At 53.3% G+C, this 14,453-nt stretch carries 12 protein-coding genes and 1 riboswitch; of the genes, 7 read left to right on the top strand and 5 right to left on the bottom strand.

All coding sequences use genetic code 11. The features are described 5' to 3' along the window. Positions 1-82: 82 nt before the first annotated feature. The 3 genes from tolC to ACRQ84_RS12215 all read left to right on the top strand — a co-directional run bounded on the left by tolC (position 83) and on the right by ACRQ84_RS12215 (position 3,542). Complete coding sequence (tolC, locus tag ACRQ84_RS12205) at positions 83-1,555, top strand: outer membrane channel protein TolC (protein ID WP_064738478.1); 1,473 nt, start codon at positions 83-85, stop codon at positions 1,553-1,555. Positions 1,556-1,695: 140 nt separating this feature from the next. Then, positions 1,696-2,370: a DUF1190 family protein gene (locus ACRQ84_RS12210; RefSeq protein WP_061720467.1), complete on the top strand. Its 675-nt coding sequence runs from the start codon at positions 1,696-1,698 to the stop codon at positions 2,368-2,370. Positions 2,371-2,378: 8 nt separating this feature from the next. Continuing rightward, the gene (locus ACRQ84_RS12215) at positions 2,379-3,542 is read left to right on the top strand and encodes a glutathionylspermidine synthase family protein (protein WP_483816208.1); all 1,164 of its coding nucleotides are present in this window, start codon (positions 2,379-2,381) and stop codon (positions 3,540-3,542) included. 38 nt (positions 3,543-3,580) lie between these two features. On the opposite strand, the gene ygiD is transcribed toward ACRQ84_RS12215, so the two are convergent. Continuing rightward, entirely contained in the window at positions 3,581-4,366 is a 786-nt protein-coding gene (gene ygiD / locus ACRQ84_RS12220) for a 4,5-DOPA-extradiol-dioxygenase (protein WP_064738476.1), read from the bottom strand. 331 nt (positions 4,367-4,697) lie between these two features. Between ygiD and ACRQ84_RS12225 the strand changes: the two genes are divergently transcribed. After that, positions 4,698-5,081, top strand: a complete 384-nt coding sequence (locus ACRQ84_RS12225; RefSeq protein ID WP_064738475.1) for a cell wall hydrolase — start codon at positions 4,698-4,700, stop codon at positions 5,079-5,081. Positions 5,082-5,137: 56 nt separating this feature from the next. On the opposite strand, the gene ribB is transcribed toward ACRQ84_RS12225, so the two are convergent. Continuing rightward, the gene (gene ribB / locus ACRQ84_RS12230; RefSeq protein WP_008103416.1) at positions 5,138-5,794 is read right to left on the bottom strand and encodes a 3,4-dihydroxy-2-butanone-4-phosphate synthase; all 657 of its coding nucleotides are present in this window, start codon (positions 5,792-5,794) and stop codon (positions 5,138-5,140) included. A gap of 107 nt (positions 5,795-5,901) precedes the next feature. Then, a riboswitch (FMN riboswitch) is annotated at positions 5,902-6,051 on the bottom strand. 171 nt (positions 6,052-6,222) lie between these two features. Here ribB and ubiK point away from each other — a divergent pair. Beyond that, positions 6,223-6,528: a ubiquinone biosynthesis accessory factor UbiK gene (gene ubiK, locus ACRQ84_RS12235; protein WP_008103418.1), complete on the top strand. Its 306-nt coding sequence runs from the start codon at positions 6,223-6,225 to the stop codon at positions 6,526-6,528. 37 nt (positions 6,529-6,565) lie between these two features. Here the strand turns inward: ubiK and hldE are convergent, their stop codons facing one another. The 3 genes from hldE to ACRQ84_RS12250 are packed head-to-tail and all read right to left on the bottom strand — an operon-like array spanning position 6,566 to position 12,244. Further along, the gene (gene hldE, locus ACRQ84_RS12240) at positions 6,566-7,990 is read right to left on the bottom strand and encodes a bifunctional D-glycero-beta-D-manno-heptose-7-phosphate kinase/D-glycero-beta-D-manno-heptose 1-phosphate adenylyltransferase HldE (RefSeq protein ID WP_483816209.1); all 1,425 of its coding nucleotides are present in this window, start codon (positions 7,988-7,990) and stop codon (positions 6,566-6,568) included. 59 nt (positions 7,991-8,049) lie between these two features. Beyond that, complete coding sequence (gene glnE, locus ACRQ84_RS12245; protein WP_483816210.1) at positions 8,050-10,908, bottom strand: bifunctional [glutamate--ammonia ligase]-adenylyl-L-tyrosine phosphorylase/[glutamate--ammonia-ligase] adenylyltransferase; 2,859 nt, start codon at positions 10,906-10,908, stop codon at positions 8,050-8,052. Positions 10,909-10,933: 25 nt separating this feature from the next. Continuing rightward, a complete protein-coding gene (locus ACRQ84_RS12250) occupies positions 10,934-12,244 on the bottom strand; it encodes a CYTH domain-containing protein (protein WP_483816211.1) in 1,311 nt (436 codons plus the stop codon). 204 nt (positions 12,245-12,448) lie between these two features. Between ACRQ84_RS12250 and ACRQ84_RS12255 the strand changes: the two genes are divergently transcribed. Next, positions 12,449-13,072, top strand: coding sequence for a TIGR04211 family SH3 domain-containing protein (locus ACRQ84_RS12255; RefSeq protein ID WP_008103426.1), 624 nt, complete (start codon positions 12,449-12,451; stop codon positions 13,070-13,072). Between the two features lie 143 nt (positions 13,073-13,215). Further along, entirely contained in the window at positions 13,216-14,448 is a 1,233-nt protein-coding gene (locus tag ACRQ84_RS12260; protein ID WP_483816212.1) for a multifunctional CCA addition/repair protein, read from the top strand. Positions 14,449-14,453: the final 5 nt, after the last annotated feature.

Here is a 14,453-nt window from a genome sequence, read left to right on the forward strand (position 1 = left end):
CCGCCTCTGTAGAATCGGCGATTATTTTTTTGGCTTACCTGCAGCACTACCCGTGCATTTTGCTGCAACAAAAGGAATGCAAATGAAAAAACTGCTCCCACTTTTTATTGGACTGAGCCTGGGCGGATTCAGCCTTGCCAGCCAGGCAGAAAACCTGTTGCAGGTCTATCAGCAGGCGCGCCTTAGCAACCCCGATCTGCGATCTTCTGCCGCTGACCGCGACGCTGCATTTGAGAAAATTAATGAAGCGCGTAGTCCTTTATTGCCGCAGTTAGGTTTGGGCGCAGATTACACTTATAACAACGGCTACCGTGACAGCAGCGGAATTCATTCCAACACGACCAGCGCATCTCTGCAATTAACTCAAACTATTTTCGATATGTCGAAATGGCGTGCGCTGTCGCTGCAGGAAAAACAGGCCGGTATTCAAGACGTCACTTATCAGGTTGCCCAGCAAGACCTGATTCTGAACAGTGCAACAGCCTATTTCAACGTGTTGAAGGCAATCGATACGCTTTCTTACACCGAAGCACAGAAACAGTCGATCTACCGCGAATTGGATCAAACCACGCAACGCTTCAACGTTGGCCTGGTGGCGATTACCGACGTACAGAACGCCCGCGCACAGTATGACACCGTGCTGGCTAACGAAGTAACCGCACGTAACAACCTCGATAATGCGGTGGAATCGCTGCGCCAGATTACCGGCATGGATTATCTGTCGCTGGCTTCACTGAATATCGATCGTTTCAAAACCGCGCGTCCAGACGCCGTTGCCAGCCTGTTGAAAGAAGCAGAAAGCCGTAATTTGACGTTATTGTCTGCGCGTTTGAGCCAGGATCTGGCGCGTGAGCAGATTCGCTCAGCCGAAACCGGGCATATGCCAACGCTGGATTTGACCGCTTCAACAGGTATGTCGAACAGCAAATATGGCGGCAGCCGCGCTAACCAGAGTGCCGGTAGCACTGACTCGATCACCGGTTCTAACCAGGTTGGCCTGAGCTTCACCATGCCGCTGTACAGCGGCGGTTCGGTTACCTCTCAGGTGAAACAGGCGCAGTACAACTATGTGGCTGCCAGCGAACAGCTTGAAGGCGCACACCGTAGCGCGGTTCAGACGGTTCGTTCATCGTTCAACAACGTAAATGCGTCTATCAGCAGCATCGATGCCTACAAGCAGGCAGTGGTCTCTGCACAAAGCTCATTGGATGCGATGGAAGCCGGCTATCAGGTGGGTACGCGTACTATCGTTGATGTACTGGATGCAACTACCACCCTGTTCAACGCCAAACAGCAGCTTTCTGATGCGCGTTACAGCTACCTGATCAACCAGCTGAACATCAAGTATGCGCTGGGTACGCTCAACGAGCAGGATCTGCAGCAGCTGAATAGCACGCTGGGCAAAGAGATTACCACTACACCAGAAGTGGTAGCGCCGGAAAATAACCAACAGGCCGCGCGTGTCGATAACGGTCCTAAGGCATCATCGCCTTCTGCCGCCGCACAAGCCCGTCCAGCTGCCGCACGCAGCAGTGGAAATCCATTCGGTAATTAATTCCCCAAGGGGCCGCATGCGGCCCCTTTCGCATTCAATCGTATAGCTACGTAAAGATCCTTTCCCCATCTGGCTTCCCGCTTCATTTTCCACCGCTCATCCCCTATCCTTACCCCACCTTTGGGCACAGGATGAAAAAAATGAAACGGACGAAAAATATTCGCCATGCCGCTTTCCGTAAAAGCTGGCAGGCACGCCACTTAACGCCAGTCGCCTTTGCCGTTAGCGCAGTGTTTATGCTGGCAGGCTGCGAACAGAGTGATGAAACGGTGTCGCTCTATCAAAACGCGGATGATTGTGCAAAAGCCAACCCTGGCCAGAGCGCGCAATGTACCACTGCGTATAACAACGCACAGAAAGAAGCCGAACGTACTGCGCCAAAATATGCCACGCGTGAAGATTGTGTGGCTGAATTTGGTGAAAACCAGTGCCAGCAAACTCCAGCGCAAGCGGGCGTAGGGACTACCGCTAATAATGCCGAAGCACAGCAAAGCGGTAGCTTCTGGATGCCGTTGATGGCCGGTTACATGATGGGGCGTATGATGAGCGGCGGCGCAGGTTTTGCCCAACAGCCGCTCTTCTCGCCAAAAAATCCTAACAGCCCGGCAAATGGTAAATTTGTTGATGCTGCGGGTAAAAACTACGGCAATGCGACATCGGGCCGCACCATTAACGTGCCGAAAACAGCGATGGCGCCTAAACCCGCGACCACTTCCACCATCACGCGTGGCGGCTTTGGTGACAGCGTGGCAAAACAAAACACCATGCAGCGCAGCAGTGCCTCAGGCACCGGCAGCCGCTCGCTGGGAGGCTAAGCCGCAGCATGCAACGTATTCCAATCCAGGAACGTCCAGACTGGCGTGAAAAAGCAGCAGAATATGGTTTTCAGTTTCACACCATGTATGGCGAACCTTACTGGTGTGAAGACGCTTACTACCATTTCACGCTCGCGCAGGTTGAACAGCTGGAAGATACCACCGCCGAACTGCACCAGATGAGTTTGCAGGCGGTGGAGAAAGTGGTGAACAGTGACGAGCTACTCACCCGTTTCTGCATTCCTAAGCACACCTGGGATTTTGTGCGTGAATCCTGGAAGTTGCGCCAGCCATCACTCTATTCACGCCTCGATCTGGCATGGGATGGCAAAGGTGACGCCAAGCTGCTGGAAAACAATGCTGATACGCCTACTTCATTGTATGAAGCTGCTTTCTTCCAGTGGATCTGGCTGGAGGATCAGGTCAAAGCGGGCAACCTGCCGCAGGGCAGCGACCAATTCAACAGCCTGCAAGAGAAGCTGATCGATCGCTTCGCCACACTGCATCAGCAATTCGGTTTCAACTGGCTTCACTTCTCCTGCTGTCGGGATACCGAAGAAGATCGTGCCACAGTGCAATATTTGCAGGACTGCGCCACCGAAGCCGGGCTGCCGAGCGAGTTTCTCTATATTGATGAGATTGGATTGGGTGAAAGAGGCCAGTTTACCGATGTAAACGATCAGGTCATCAGTAATCTGTTCAAGCTCTATCCGTGGGAATTCATGCTGCGCGAGGTGTTCTCCACCAAGCTGGCGGACGCCGGTGTGCGCTGGCTGGAACCGGCGTGGAAAAGCATTATTTCCAATAAAGCGCTCTTGCCATTATTGTGGGAGATGTTCCCCAACCATCCTAACTTGCTGCCGGCTTACTTTGAAGATGATGAAAACGCGCCGCAGATGGATAAATATGTGGTGAAACCGCTGTTTTCCCGCGAAGGTGCCAATATTCGCATTATTGAAAACGGTCAGGAAATCGCGCGCGCCGAGGGTCCATATGGCGAAGAAGGCACGATTATCCAGCAGTTCTATCAGTTACCCAAATTTGGTGATAGCTACACGCTGATTGGTAGCTGGCTGATTGACGATCAACCTGCCGGCATCGGCCTGCGTGAAGATCGCGCACTGATCACTCAGGATCTGTCGCGTTTCTATCCGCACGTCTTTATTGAGTAAACGCGACGCCGCCCGCACGCTTCGGGCGGCTGCGTTCGTTAGCCAATCTGCACTGACATCATACTGATCGCGCCCATTTCCATCCCTTCCACGGGAAGGGTAATCGCTTCATCAGCGGCACGCGCGCCGAGAATATAGAGCAGCGGTAAATAGTGTTCAGGCGTTGGATTCGACTGCTGTGCATCTGGATGCTGCATAAAGTTCACCAGCGGATGATCCGCGGCCTCGCCCTGGAAAGCCAAATTATCCCGCACAAACTGATTAAAACGCTCCGCCCACGGATACGCGGTTTCAGCTCCCTGCCAGCGCAGCATGCGCAGATTGTGCACCACGTTACCGCTCGCAACGATCATCACTCCTGCTTCTCGCAATGACGCCAGCTTTTGACCTAACGCGTAGTGCCATTCGGCAGGTTTGGTGCCGTCGATACTTAATTGCACCACCGGGATATCAGCATCGGGATACATTTTTGCCAGTACACCCCAGGAACCATGATCAAACCCCCACTCCTGATCGGCATGAACTGCGATTGGTGCGAGTAAATCAATGATTTGCTGAGCGAGTTCGGGCGACCCGGGCGCCGGATATCGCACATCAAATAGCGCCTGAGGGAACCCGCCAAAATCATGGATAGTGCGTGGATTATTCATCGCCGTCACCGCCGTGCCGCGTGTGTACCAGTGCGCCGAAACCGCGAGAATCGCGCGTGGACGCGGCAAGGTGGCGCCCAAATGCTGCCAGGTTTGGGTATAACGATTATCTTCCAGTACGTTCATCGGGCTACCGTGGCCAAGGAACAGCGCAGGCATGCGTGTAGTGCTCATGATTAATCCTCTGACGAAGTGTCGCTTTGTTAAACGTTACGATACGCGCTTTCGCATAAGGATTAACGCTGATAAGCATGATGAATTCATTCAGAAAATTTGAATGATATTCAGGCATGATTTAGCATCATGCGCTCCTGATTGGCTTTAGGACTCAATGACAAACTGAGAGAGGGAAGTTGATGGAAGAATTGTCGCAATAAAACTTTACGTTGTTCTATTTATCAGTGATATAGCGCGCACGTAAGACTGAGCGAGACCGGTCTTGTTACATCCCTTAAATATGCTTCTTAAACTCCACTCGATTTTAGAAACAAGAGCAGTGGAATATATGTTAATTCAGGGAGCAATATTGTGCCTGGCGATGAATATCTACCATGAAGCGCGTGGCGAACCGATTAAAGGACAAATAGCCGTTGGCACGGTGACCATGAACCGTGCGAACTGGGATGTCAAAGAGATCTGTCCTGTGGTGTACGCACCAAAGCAGTTCTCCTGGACGTCTCTCAAGAAAAATCCTTATCGTTACCCACCACATGAAGATAAGAGCTGGCAGCGCGCCAGGAATCTGGCACAGAAGATCGTTGAAGGGGAATTAGAAGACGTGACAAAAGGTGCGACCTTCTTCCATGCACATAGCGTCAAACCGGCATGGCGTCATACCTTTCAGCGTACTGTGGTAATTGGCAATCACGTGTTTTATGCCAATCGCTAAAACATAAAAAGGCCGGGTAGATATCTACCCGGCCTTTTTCTTGCACATCCATTCAGTTAGCTGGCGTGACGCGTTTCACGCTGACGGCGATACGCCACCAGATCTTCAATGGTGACGACCGGCATATCATGTTGCTTAGCAAACACGATCGCTTCTGGCGCGTGCGCCATGCTGCCATCATCATTGGTCAATTCGCACAGCACGCCCGCAGGTTTAAATCCTGCCAGCGTCACCAGATCGATAGTCGCTTCAGTATGCCCGCCACGAGACAACACTCCGCCTTCACGCGCACGCAGCGGAAAAACATGGCCCGGGCGGTTAAGGTCTGAAGGCTTGGCACCATCAGCCACTGCAGCACGAATGGTGGTGATACGATCGGCAGCAGAAACACCGGTGGTGACACCGCTTGCGGCTTCAATAGTCACCGTGAAACCTGTGCCGTACGCGCTGGTATTCGTTTCCACCATCATTGGCAGCTCAAGCTGCTGGCGGCGCTCTTCAGTAATGCAGAGGCAAACAATACCGCTACCGTGACGAATGGTTAATGCCATCTGTTCCACGGTCATGGTTTCTGCCGGGAAGATCATGTCACCTTCGTTTTCACGATTTTCATCGTCAAGCACCATTACACCGCGACCGTTGCGCAGCGCATCAATGGCACGTTCTACACGCTGTTCAGGCGTGCCAAATTCAGAAAGAAGCGTCTGATTCATGGTAAAAAAACCTTATAAAATATGAGTTACCAGAACCAGGGCGTGCTTAGGAGTGCGTACAGAACACATGGCAATAACGTGACGCGCGGGCAAAGCCCGGCTGATGTCGTTACCCTCTCCCATCCGGACTTTAACCGTCGGCTCCGGAATTACACCGGATCTGCTGACCTTTCACATTGCTGTGAGAGCGCTCGCGGGCTTTCAGCTAAAGCTGATTTACCGCCGGTGGGGAATTTCGCCCCGCCCTGAGAATAAGCGAACAAACTATAACGCCAATCATCTGGTCGGGCAATCGACAAAAGTGCAAATGCTTTTGCATTTCCTGCGTTGCGGATTTCAGGTTTAACCTTTTCGTTTCAGGCATTACACTTAATAGCTATTGAGTCCGAACACGCGCAGCTATCGGCCACCGTAACCAGGAAATAATCATGATCGACACGAAAAAAATTGAACAACTGGCTCGCCAGGTACATGAAGCTATGCCGAAAGGGATTCGCGATTTTGGCGATGATGTCGAAAAGAAAATCCGTCAGGTTTTGCAGGCGCAGTTGACGCGCATGGACCTGGTGAATCGTGAAGAGTTTGATGTGCAGACGCAGGTTCTGCTGCGCACGCGCGAGAAGTTAGCTGCTTTGGAACAGCGCCTGGCGAAGTTAGAAAGTGAAAGCCCAGCGGCACCCGCGCCGGCAATCATCACGCCAGATCCTGCTGGGAAAATCGATACTCCGCAATAAGCTAATCGGCGGGAGCCTGACTCCCGCCCATTCACACTTAATGACTGCGAATAGTTTTGATGATATTGCTGGTTGAGATGCCATCTTCGAAGTTAAGCACACGCACGTCACCGCCGTTCGCCCAAACCTCTTTGCTTCCCGCGATATCTTCCGGCTTATAATCACCGCCTTTTACCAGCAGATCCGGCAACACCTCAGCAATCAGACGCTGTGGCGTATCCTCTTCAAACAGTACCACCCAATCCACCGCTTCAAGCGCACCCAGCACAATCATGCGGTTTTCTTGTGGGTTGACTGGACGCGTTTCGCCTTTCAGACGCTTCGTGGACGCATCACTGTTTACAGCCACAATCAGGCGATCGCCCAGCTTGCGCGCGTTCGCCAGATAAGAAACATGGCCAGCGTGTAGGATGTCAAACACGCCGTTAGTCATCACCACTTTCTCACCACGCTGACGTGCCAGAGCAACAGCGCCTTTCAACTCTGCCTCAGTCATCACACCAAATCCGGTTTCCGGACGTGCGTGAATCGCGTTCTCCAACTCAACGGTGCTAACAGTGGAAGTACCCAGCTTGCCAACGACTACGCCTGCTGCAGCATTGGCGAGGAAACACGCCTCTTCCAGGCTGTCGCCAGCGGCCAGAACGGCTGCCAGCACGCCAATCACCGTATCGCCCGCGCCGGTAACGTCATACACTTCCTGCGCCTGTGTGGGCAGATGCAGCGGTTCTTTGCCCGGCTGCAGCAGTGTCATACCATTTTCAGAACGGGTTACCAGTAGCGCGGAGAGTTCGTAATCAGCGATTAACTGCATGCCACGGCTGACAATCTCTTCGACGGTTTTGCATTTACCCACCACCGCTTCAAATTCCGACAAATTCGGCGTCAGCAGCGTTGCACCGCGGTAACGCTCGAAATCCGTGCCTTTTGGATCAATCAACACCGGCACTTTCGCTTCACGCGCCAGTTGGATCATGGTTTGTATGCTGTTCAGCGCGCCCTTGGCGTAGTCAGAAAGCACCAGAGCACCCGCTTGTGTCAGCGATTGACGCATACGATCGTGAATTGGCTGCGGATCAATCTGCTCAAAACCCTCTTCGAAATCGAGACGAATCAGCTGCTGATTGCGCGATAGCACGCGCAGTTTAGTAATGGTTGGATGGGTTTTCACCGCCACAAAATCGCAGTCGACATTCACCTTCTGCAAGGTTTCACTCAGTACACGCGCGGCGTCATCGGCGCCGGTCAAACCAATAAGCCGCGACGCTGCACCGAGTGCAGCAATGTTCATTGCAACGTTTGCCGCGCCCCCTGGACGCTCCTCAATGGTATCCACTTTCACCACCGGCACCGGCGCTTCCGGTGAAATACGGCTGGTTGGGCCATACCAATAGCGGTCTAACATCACATCGCCGACGACCAGCACAGTGGCCTTGCCAAAAGTGGGCAGTGTTACTTTCATTCAGAGACTCCAACACGGTCAAAATAATGCGCGGGATATTACCACATAAGCCATAAGGCTCACTGTTCCGCGCCGTCAGATTCGGTGGCGCTTAGCCAGCGCTGCCAACTGCTGTTTACTACTGCGCGCTCTGCGACAAAGGCTTCTGGTGCCACATGGCCAGGTAATTCCTGCAGCGCAAGATGATGCAGCGCATCACGCAGCGTAACGTAAGCGTGCGTTAAAGCCTGCGCTTCCTCTTCGGGCATAATCGTCTGCCGCGCCATCAGTTCAAAAATACGCACGTTATCCGACCAGCGCGTCAACGCAGGCTGATCGGCTGCGTAGCCTAAGACAAGATATTGCGCGATGAATTCAATGTCGGTGATACCGCCCTCATCGGTCTTAATTTCCCAGCGACCTTTATGTTTATTGCTGAGATGCGCACGCATTTTTTCACGCATTTCACGCACTTCTTTTCGTAATGAGCCCGCTTCGCGCGGCAGGCAAAGAATGCCTCGTCGGATATCATCAAAGCGTTCACACAACGCGGGTTCGCCAAACACAATACGCGCACGCACTAGCGCCTGATGTTCCCAGGTCCAGGCCTCGCTGCGCTGATATTCGTTAAAAGCGGTAAAAGTACTGACCAGCATGCCCGCCGAGCCAGAAGGACGCAGACGCGCATCCACTTCATATAAAATGCCGGACGATGTGCGCGTACTAAACAGATGCATCACACGCTGCGCCAGGCGTAGATAGAACTGACGACCATCAATTACGCGCTCGCCATCGGTTTCAGCATCATCCGGACAATCATGTAAGAACACTAAATCCAGATCAGAGCTGTAACCTAGCTCCCAACCACCGAGTTTACCGTAACCGACAACCGCGAAGCCGCGCTCATTATCGCTTGTAAGATGCGATGGACGACCATAACGCTGCACCATCATCTGCCAGGCCTGCTGCACCACGGATTCGATAATCGCTTCGGCCAGCCAGGTTAAGTGATCGCTCACTTTCATCACTGGCAGCGTTTCAGCAATATCGGCAGCGGCAATACGTAGATGTTGCGCCTGTTTAAACTGGCGTAACGCTTCGAGTTGCTGCTCTTCGTCATCGGTAGGAATACGCAGCAGATATTGACGCAGTTCGTCGCGGTAGGCGTCGGTTGCGGTGGGTTGATACAGCGTTGCGGGATCGAGCAGCTCATCCAGTAATAGCGGATAACGTGCCAGCTGGCTGGCAACCATGGGTGAGGCGGCACAGAGGCGAATCAGATGACGCAGCGCGCTATGATATTCGGTAAGTAACTCGAGATAGGTGCTACGTGTCAGCACGCCCAGTAACAGCGGTGTCAGGCGGTTGAGCAGCACATCCGCATCTTCGCGCGGACAAACTTCACTGAGCAAACGCGGCATTAGCTGATCGAGTGCCAGACGACCGCGTGGACCAATGGTACGGCGGCTTACATCCTGGCGGAAATTGTTTAGCGCGTTATAAAGCGCGTGACGCTGCGCATCTGCTAGCTGCGGCACCACCGGGATGAGATCGCTTTCTTCCAGCGCGTCCTGCCACAAACCGGCAAATTCGGCCAACTGTGGCTGATCGTCCACATCCGGCGCATCGTCGCCAATTAGCTCATCAAAAATGGCTCGCACGCCTGACATCTGTTGTTCAAGCCGCAGCATCAGGGCGCTCCAGTCTGCCGCGCCCATGGCCCAGGCCAGGCGCTGACGATCAAGCTCGTTTTCCGGCAGCGTTTGCGTTTGCTCATCATTAATACTTTGCAGCAGGTTTTCCAGCCGACGCAGGAAGAGATAGGCATCACGCAGGTGATCAACCTGCTTGGGACTCAATAAAGCCAGCTCGCCAATTGCTTTGAGCGTGGGCAGCAAGGAGCGTAGCTGTAGTGAACGCTCACGTCCACCGCGAATCAGTTGGAACACCTGAACGATGAATTCGGTTTCACGAATGCCGCCGGCGCCAAGCTTGATGTTGTCTTTCAAGCCGCGTCGACGTACTTCTCGGGCAATCATGCCCTTCATGTTACGCAGCGATTGAATCACGCTGAAATCGATATAACGTCGATAGACGAACGGACGCAGCATTTGCTGCAATTCCTGGCTCCAGTGGCCATGATCGTCACCCATCAGGCGCGCTTTAACCATTGCATAGCGTTCCCAGTCGCGGCCTTGCTCCTGATAATAATCTTCCAGTGCCGCAAAGCTCAGCACCAGCGGACCGCTGTCACCAAACGGACGCAGACGCATATCCACGCGATAAACAAATCCATCCACCGTCGGTTGATCTAATACTTTAATCAGCCGCTGACCCATGCGCGTAAAGAACTGCGCATTGTCGAGCTCGCGCCGTCCACCTTGCGTCACGCCGTTTTCCGGCCAGGCAAAAATCAGATCGATATCAGAAGAGAAGTTGAGTTCGCAGCCGCCGAGTTTACCCATGCCAAGAATCAGCATCGGTTGGGCTTCACCGGCTTCATTACATGGCGTGCCAAAATCGCGGCTGCAATCCTGCCATACCCAATCGCGCGCCGCCGCGATAAGGATTTCCGCCAGCGTGCTGAGTTGCTGCAAACTCTGTTCAGTGCTGGATTGCTGTAGCGCCTGCATCCAGGCAATGCGCACCAGCATATGACGACGGAACAAACGCAGTTCGCGCATCAGGGAGGTTTCGTTATCAACCGCTTGCAGCGCGTCCTTCAGCCAGCGGGCATAGTGCTGCCACTCATCTGGTGCAGGCACCTGCTGTTGTAGATGCTGCCACCATTCGGGATGCTGCTGCAGATTATCAAGGATAAAGTCACTAAAGGTCAGCGCACTCGCCTGTTCTGGCGTGAACGCTGAGAGTGGCAAATTAAGTCGCTCTGCCACATTAGCCAACTGCGCCTGCATTAGCGCCGGTAACGGTAACAACATCTTCTCTCCCTGATTGGATTTTTCGTTAGCGTTTGATTCCGCTATTGAGCCAGAACGGAGCCGGTTTAATCGCCAGATTCACGAGCTGCATTAAGCCGTGATTCTGTTTGACGCGAATGGCATGCTGTAACTCCAGCCAACCTTCCAGCCAAATATTTACCTCTTCCGCTGGATAGGCACCCGCCAGCAGATTCACTGCCAGCAGCTGGCGATTCAGGCGCGTCGCTTTATCCTGAAATTCATTGAACAGCTGTACGTCAACAAAGGTTTCTCTGAGATCGGCCGAGATGCGGCTCAGCATAATATCGCTGAAGCGCTTGAACGATCCCTCCAGCTTGCTTTTGCTCTTGTCGTCGAGCCAGTGTTGCCACTGAGACTCAACCAGCCAGTGAGTAAGTGCTAACTGCGCTTCAACGGAGATCAATGAGAAGCAGGTTGCTTCTGCATTATTCTCTTCATCGGCCAGCAGCTCTTCCTGACGGGTTAATTTTTGGCGCAGATCGCTGCTCGCTTTGCGTGGCACCAATGCACCAAACAAGGAGAAAGCCTGACGCAGTGTCTCCAGCGCATCGATCACAGCCGCTTTGGCCTCTTTATTACCACGCAACCAGACTTCTTCGTGATATTGCCAATGATTCAGTGCAGCGGTCATCGCGTTGATCATGCCCTGCTCAACCGACGCTTTAGCGGCGATTTTCTGTAACGGTAAAGTGCGGATTGGACGCGGTAGGTTACCTTGCGCCAACTGGTAGCCGCGCGCGGCTTTGCTCAAGCTACCAAGACGCAATCCGCCCATGGCGATAAGCGCTTCGGCGAATGTCAGCATATCGGCGCGCTGCCCACTCTTGAGCTCCAGCTCAACTTCATAAAGTGGTTCTTTAAATTCACCGGCAGCCACTTCACCGCGGTCAAACGCCACTTCAATTTCGCTGTCGCCAAATTGCACCAGCCACGTTTCGCGCTGGAAATGCGTGCTGAACAGCGGCTGCAGTCGCGCTTGCAACTCCGCAACGTCAGTACCCTGCGGCCAAATTTCTGCTGGCAGGCGTGCAATATCCAGCTGCGGCTCAGGGAGATCAACGTTGTATTCCGGACGCTGATGCAGACCGCCAACGGTTTTACCGGCCGCCTTTAGCGTCATTTCATAGCGCTGATCGACACCACGAATGCGCAGGCCCATGTCCCAACGACGCAGTTGGTTGTCGTCGGTTTCATAATAGATGTTAGTCAGCTCGCGCGCGGCGAAGTGCTGATGTGGCCAGGTGGCAAGCGTTTCAGCCAGTTTTTCGGCTGCTTGCGGTGTGGCAATGAACTTTAATTCGATTTCAATGGTCATAATTTTTTATTCAATACGCTGCTGGCACTTACGAGTTTAATCTGGCGAAGAGTAATGCACCGGAAGCCCGCTGTCTCCGCTTTCTTGCGCTTTTACGACCCTTTTCGCACCGGATTGAGACCAGGATAGTTCTCATTCAGATTTTTGAGAAGCGTCTCCAGACTGTGCCGGTAATTTTACGCCATTAAGAAAAAACGACATCGAATGAAAAAAATCACACTTGCTGCCCTTTCTTTGCTGGCTTTCAGCGCCATCACGCCTGCTCATGCTGCTGACGAAAAGCGTTACATCTCCGATGAATTGTCCACTTGGGTGCGCAGCGGTCCCGGCGATCAGTATCGCCTGATCGGCAAGCTGAACGCCGGAGAGGAAGTGACCTTACTGCAAACCAATAACGATTCTCAATATGGCCAAATTCGTGATGCAGAAGGCAAAACCAACTGGATTCCACTTTCGCAGCTGAGCGCTAATCCTAGCCTGCGCACCCGCGTGCCGCAGCTGGAGCAGCAGGTTAAAGACCTAACGGCTAAGCTGGCGAATATCGACAACAGCTGGAACCAGCGCACTTCCGAGATGCAGAACAAAGTGGCCAACAGCGATGGCACCATTGATGGCCTGAAAGCGGAGAATCAGAAGCTGAAGAATGAGCTGATTGTCGCGCAGAAGAAAGTCAGTGCCGCCAATGTGCAGTTGGATGACAAACAGCGCACCATCATCATGCAGTGGTTTATGTATGGCGGCGGCGTGCTGGGTGTCGGTCTGCTGCTGGGTCTGTTGCTGCCGCATATGGTGCCGCGCCGGAAGAAAAACGATCGCTGGATGAACTAACACTCCACGCAGATTTGTTCTTTTATTTAAGGGGATCGTAAGATGCCCTTTTTGGCGTGCCCGATTTTTAGCCAAAGTATGCAACAATAAAGCAACAAGCGTGTTGAGCACGCAATTTTTTGATTTGCTTCTGGAGTGGTTGAGTGAAGACGTTTCTGGTCGGTGGTGCAGTACGCGATGCCTTACTGCGTTTGCCGGTAAAAGATCGAGATTGGGTAGTGGTGGGCACGACGCCCGAGGCGATGCTGGCTGAAGGTTATCAGCAAGTTGGCCGGGATTTTCCGGTTTTTTTGCATCCGCGAAGTCGTGAAGAGTATGCGCTGGCGCGTACCGAACGAAAAAACGGCAAGGGTTACACGGGTTTCGTGACGCAATTCGCACCGGATGTCTCGCTCGAACAAGATCTGCAGCGTCGCGATCTCACCATCAATGCCATCGCCCAAAGCGACAGTGGCGAACTGATTGATCCTTATGGCGGTCAACGCGATCTGGCTCAACGCCAGCTGCGCCATGTTTCCGCCGCCTTTAATGAAGATCCGCTGCGTGTATTGCGCGTGGCGCGTTTCGCCGCCCGCTTTGCTCATCTAAATTTCCGTATTGCCGATGAAACCCAGGCGCTCATGCGCGAAATGGCGGTCAGTGGTGAACTGGCGCATCTCACCGCAGAACGCGTGTGGAAAGAGACAGAAAAAGCGTTGCTGACGCGCAATCCTCAGGTCTATTTCCAGGTGCTGCGTGATTGCGGCGCACTGCAGGTGCTGTTCCCGGAAATTGATAGCCTTTACGGCATTCCAGCCCCGATTAAATGGCATCCCGAAATTGATACCGGCGTACATGCGCTGATGACGCTGACAATGTCAGCCGCCCTCTCAGATCAACTGGATGTGCGTTTCGCTACGCTGTTTCACGATGTCGGCAAAGCGCTGACGCCACCCGAAAAATGGCCTAGCCATCATGGGCATGGCCTCGCAGGTGTGCCGATTGTTGAAGCGCTGTGCCAACGTCTGCGCGTGCCGAATCAGATACGTGATTTGGCGTTAGTGGTGACCGAATTCCATGACGTGGTGCACACCATTGAGCGTCAACCGGCAGACGCTTTAATCGCACTTTTTGATCGTATCGATGCCTGGCGCAAGCCCGATCGGGTGGAAAAAATGGCGCTGACCAGCGAAGCGGATGCACGCGGGCGCGCGGGCATGGAAAGCATGGCTTATCCGCAAGGCGACTATTTGCGTCAGGCGTTTTCGCTGGCGCAAGCGGTGCCAACCAAAGAGGTGGTTGCGGCAGGATTTAAAGGTGCTGAAGTGCGGGAAGAGTTAACGCGTCGGCGTATTGCGGTACTGCAGGCGGAGTTGATTAACGCGCGACCCGTTTAACCGGC

This window comes from Pantoea sp. E2023-21 (assembly GCF_051302795.1).
In the GTDB taxonomy this organism is placed as follows: Bacteria; Pseudomonadota; Gammaproteobacteria; order Enterobacterales; family Enterobacteriaceae; genus Pantoea; species Pantoea ludwigii_A.

Bases quoted from the DNA above. Each gene is read 5' to 3' on its own strand.
- tolC (WP_064738478.1), top strand. From the start codon at position 83: ATGAAAAAACTGCTCCCACTTTTTATTGGACTGAGCCTGGGCGGATTC.
- ACRQ84_RS12250 (WP_483816211.1), bottom strand. From the start codon at position 12,244: ATGACCATTGAAATCGAATTAAAGTTCATTGCCACACCGCAAGCAGCC.
- ribB (WP_008103416.1), bottom strand. From the start codon at position 5,794: ATGAATCAGACGCTTCTTTCTGAATTTGGCACGCCTGAACAGCGTGTA.
- ACRQ84_RS12215 (WP_483816208.1), top strand. From the start codon at position 2,379: ATGCAACGTATTCCAATCCAGGAACGTCCAGACTGGCGTGAAAAAGCA.
- hldE (WP_483816209.1), bottom strand. From the start codon at position 7,990: ATGAAAGTAACACTGCCCACTTTTGGCAAGGCCACTGTGCTGGTCGTC.
- ubiK (WP_008103418.1), top strand. From the start codon at position 6,223: ATGATCGACACGAAAAAAATTGAACAACTGGCTCGCCAGGTACATGAA.
- glnE (WP_483816210.1), bottom strand. From the start codon at position 10,908: ATGTTGTTACCGTTACCGGCGCTAATGCAGGCGCAGTTGGCTAATGTG.
- ACRQ84_RS12225 (WP_064738475.1), top strand. From the start codon at position 4,698: ATGTTAATTCAGGGAGCAATATTGTGCCTGGCGATGAATATCTACCAT.
- ACRQ84_RS12210 (WP_061720467.1), top strand. From the start codon at position 1,696: ATGAAACGGACGAAAAATATTCGCCATGCCGCTTTCCGTAAAAGCTGG.
- ygiD (WP_064738476.1), bottom strand. From the start codon at position 4,366: ATGAGCACTACACGCATGCCTGCGCTGTTCCTTGGCCACGGTAGCCCG.
- ACRQ84_RS12255 (WP_008103426.1), top strand. From the start codon at position 12,449: ATGAAAAAAATCACACTTGCTGCCCTTTCTTTGCTGGCTTTCAGCGCC.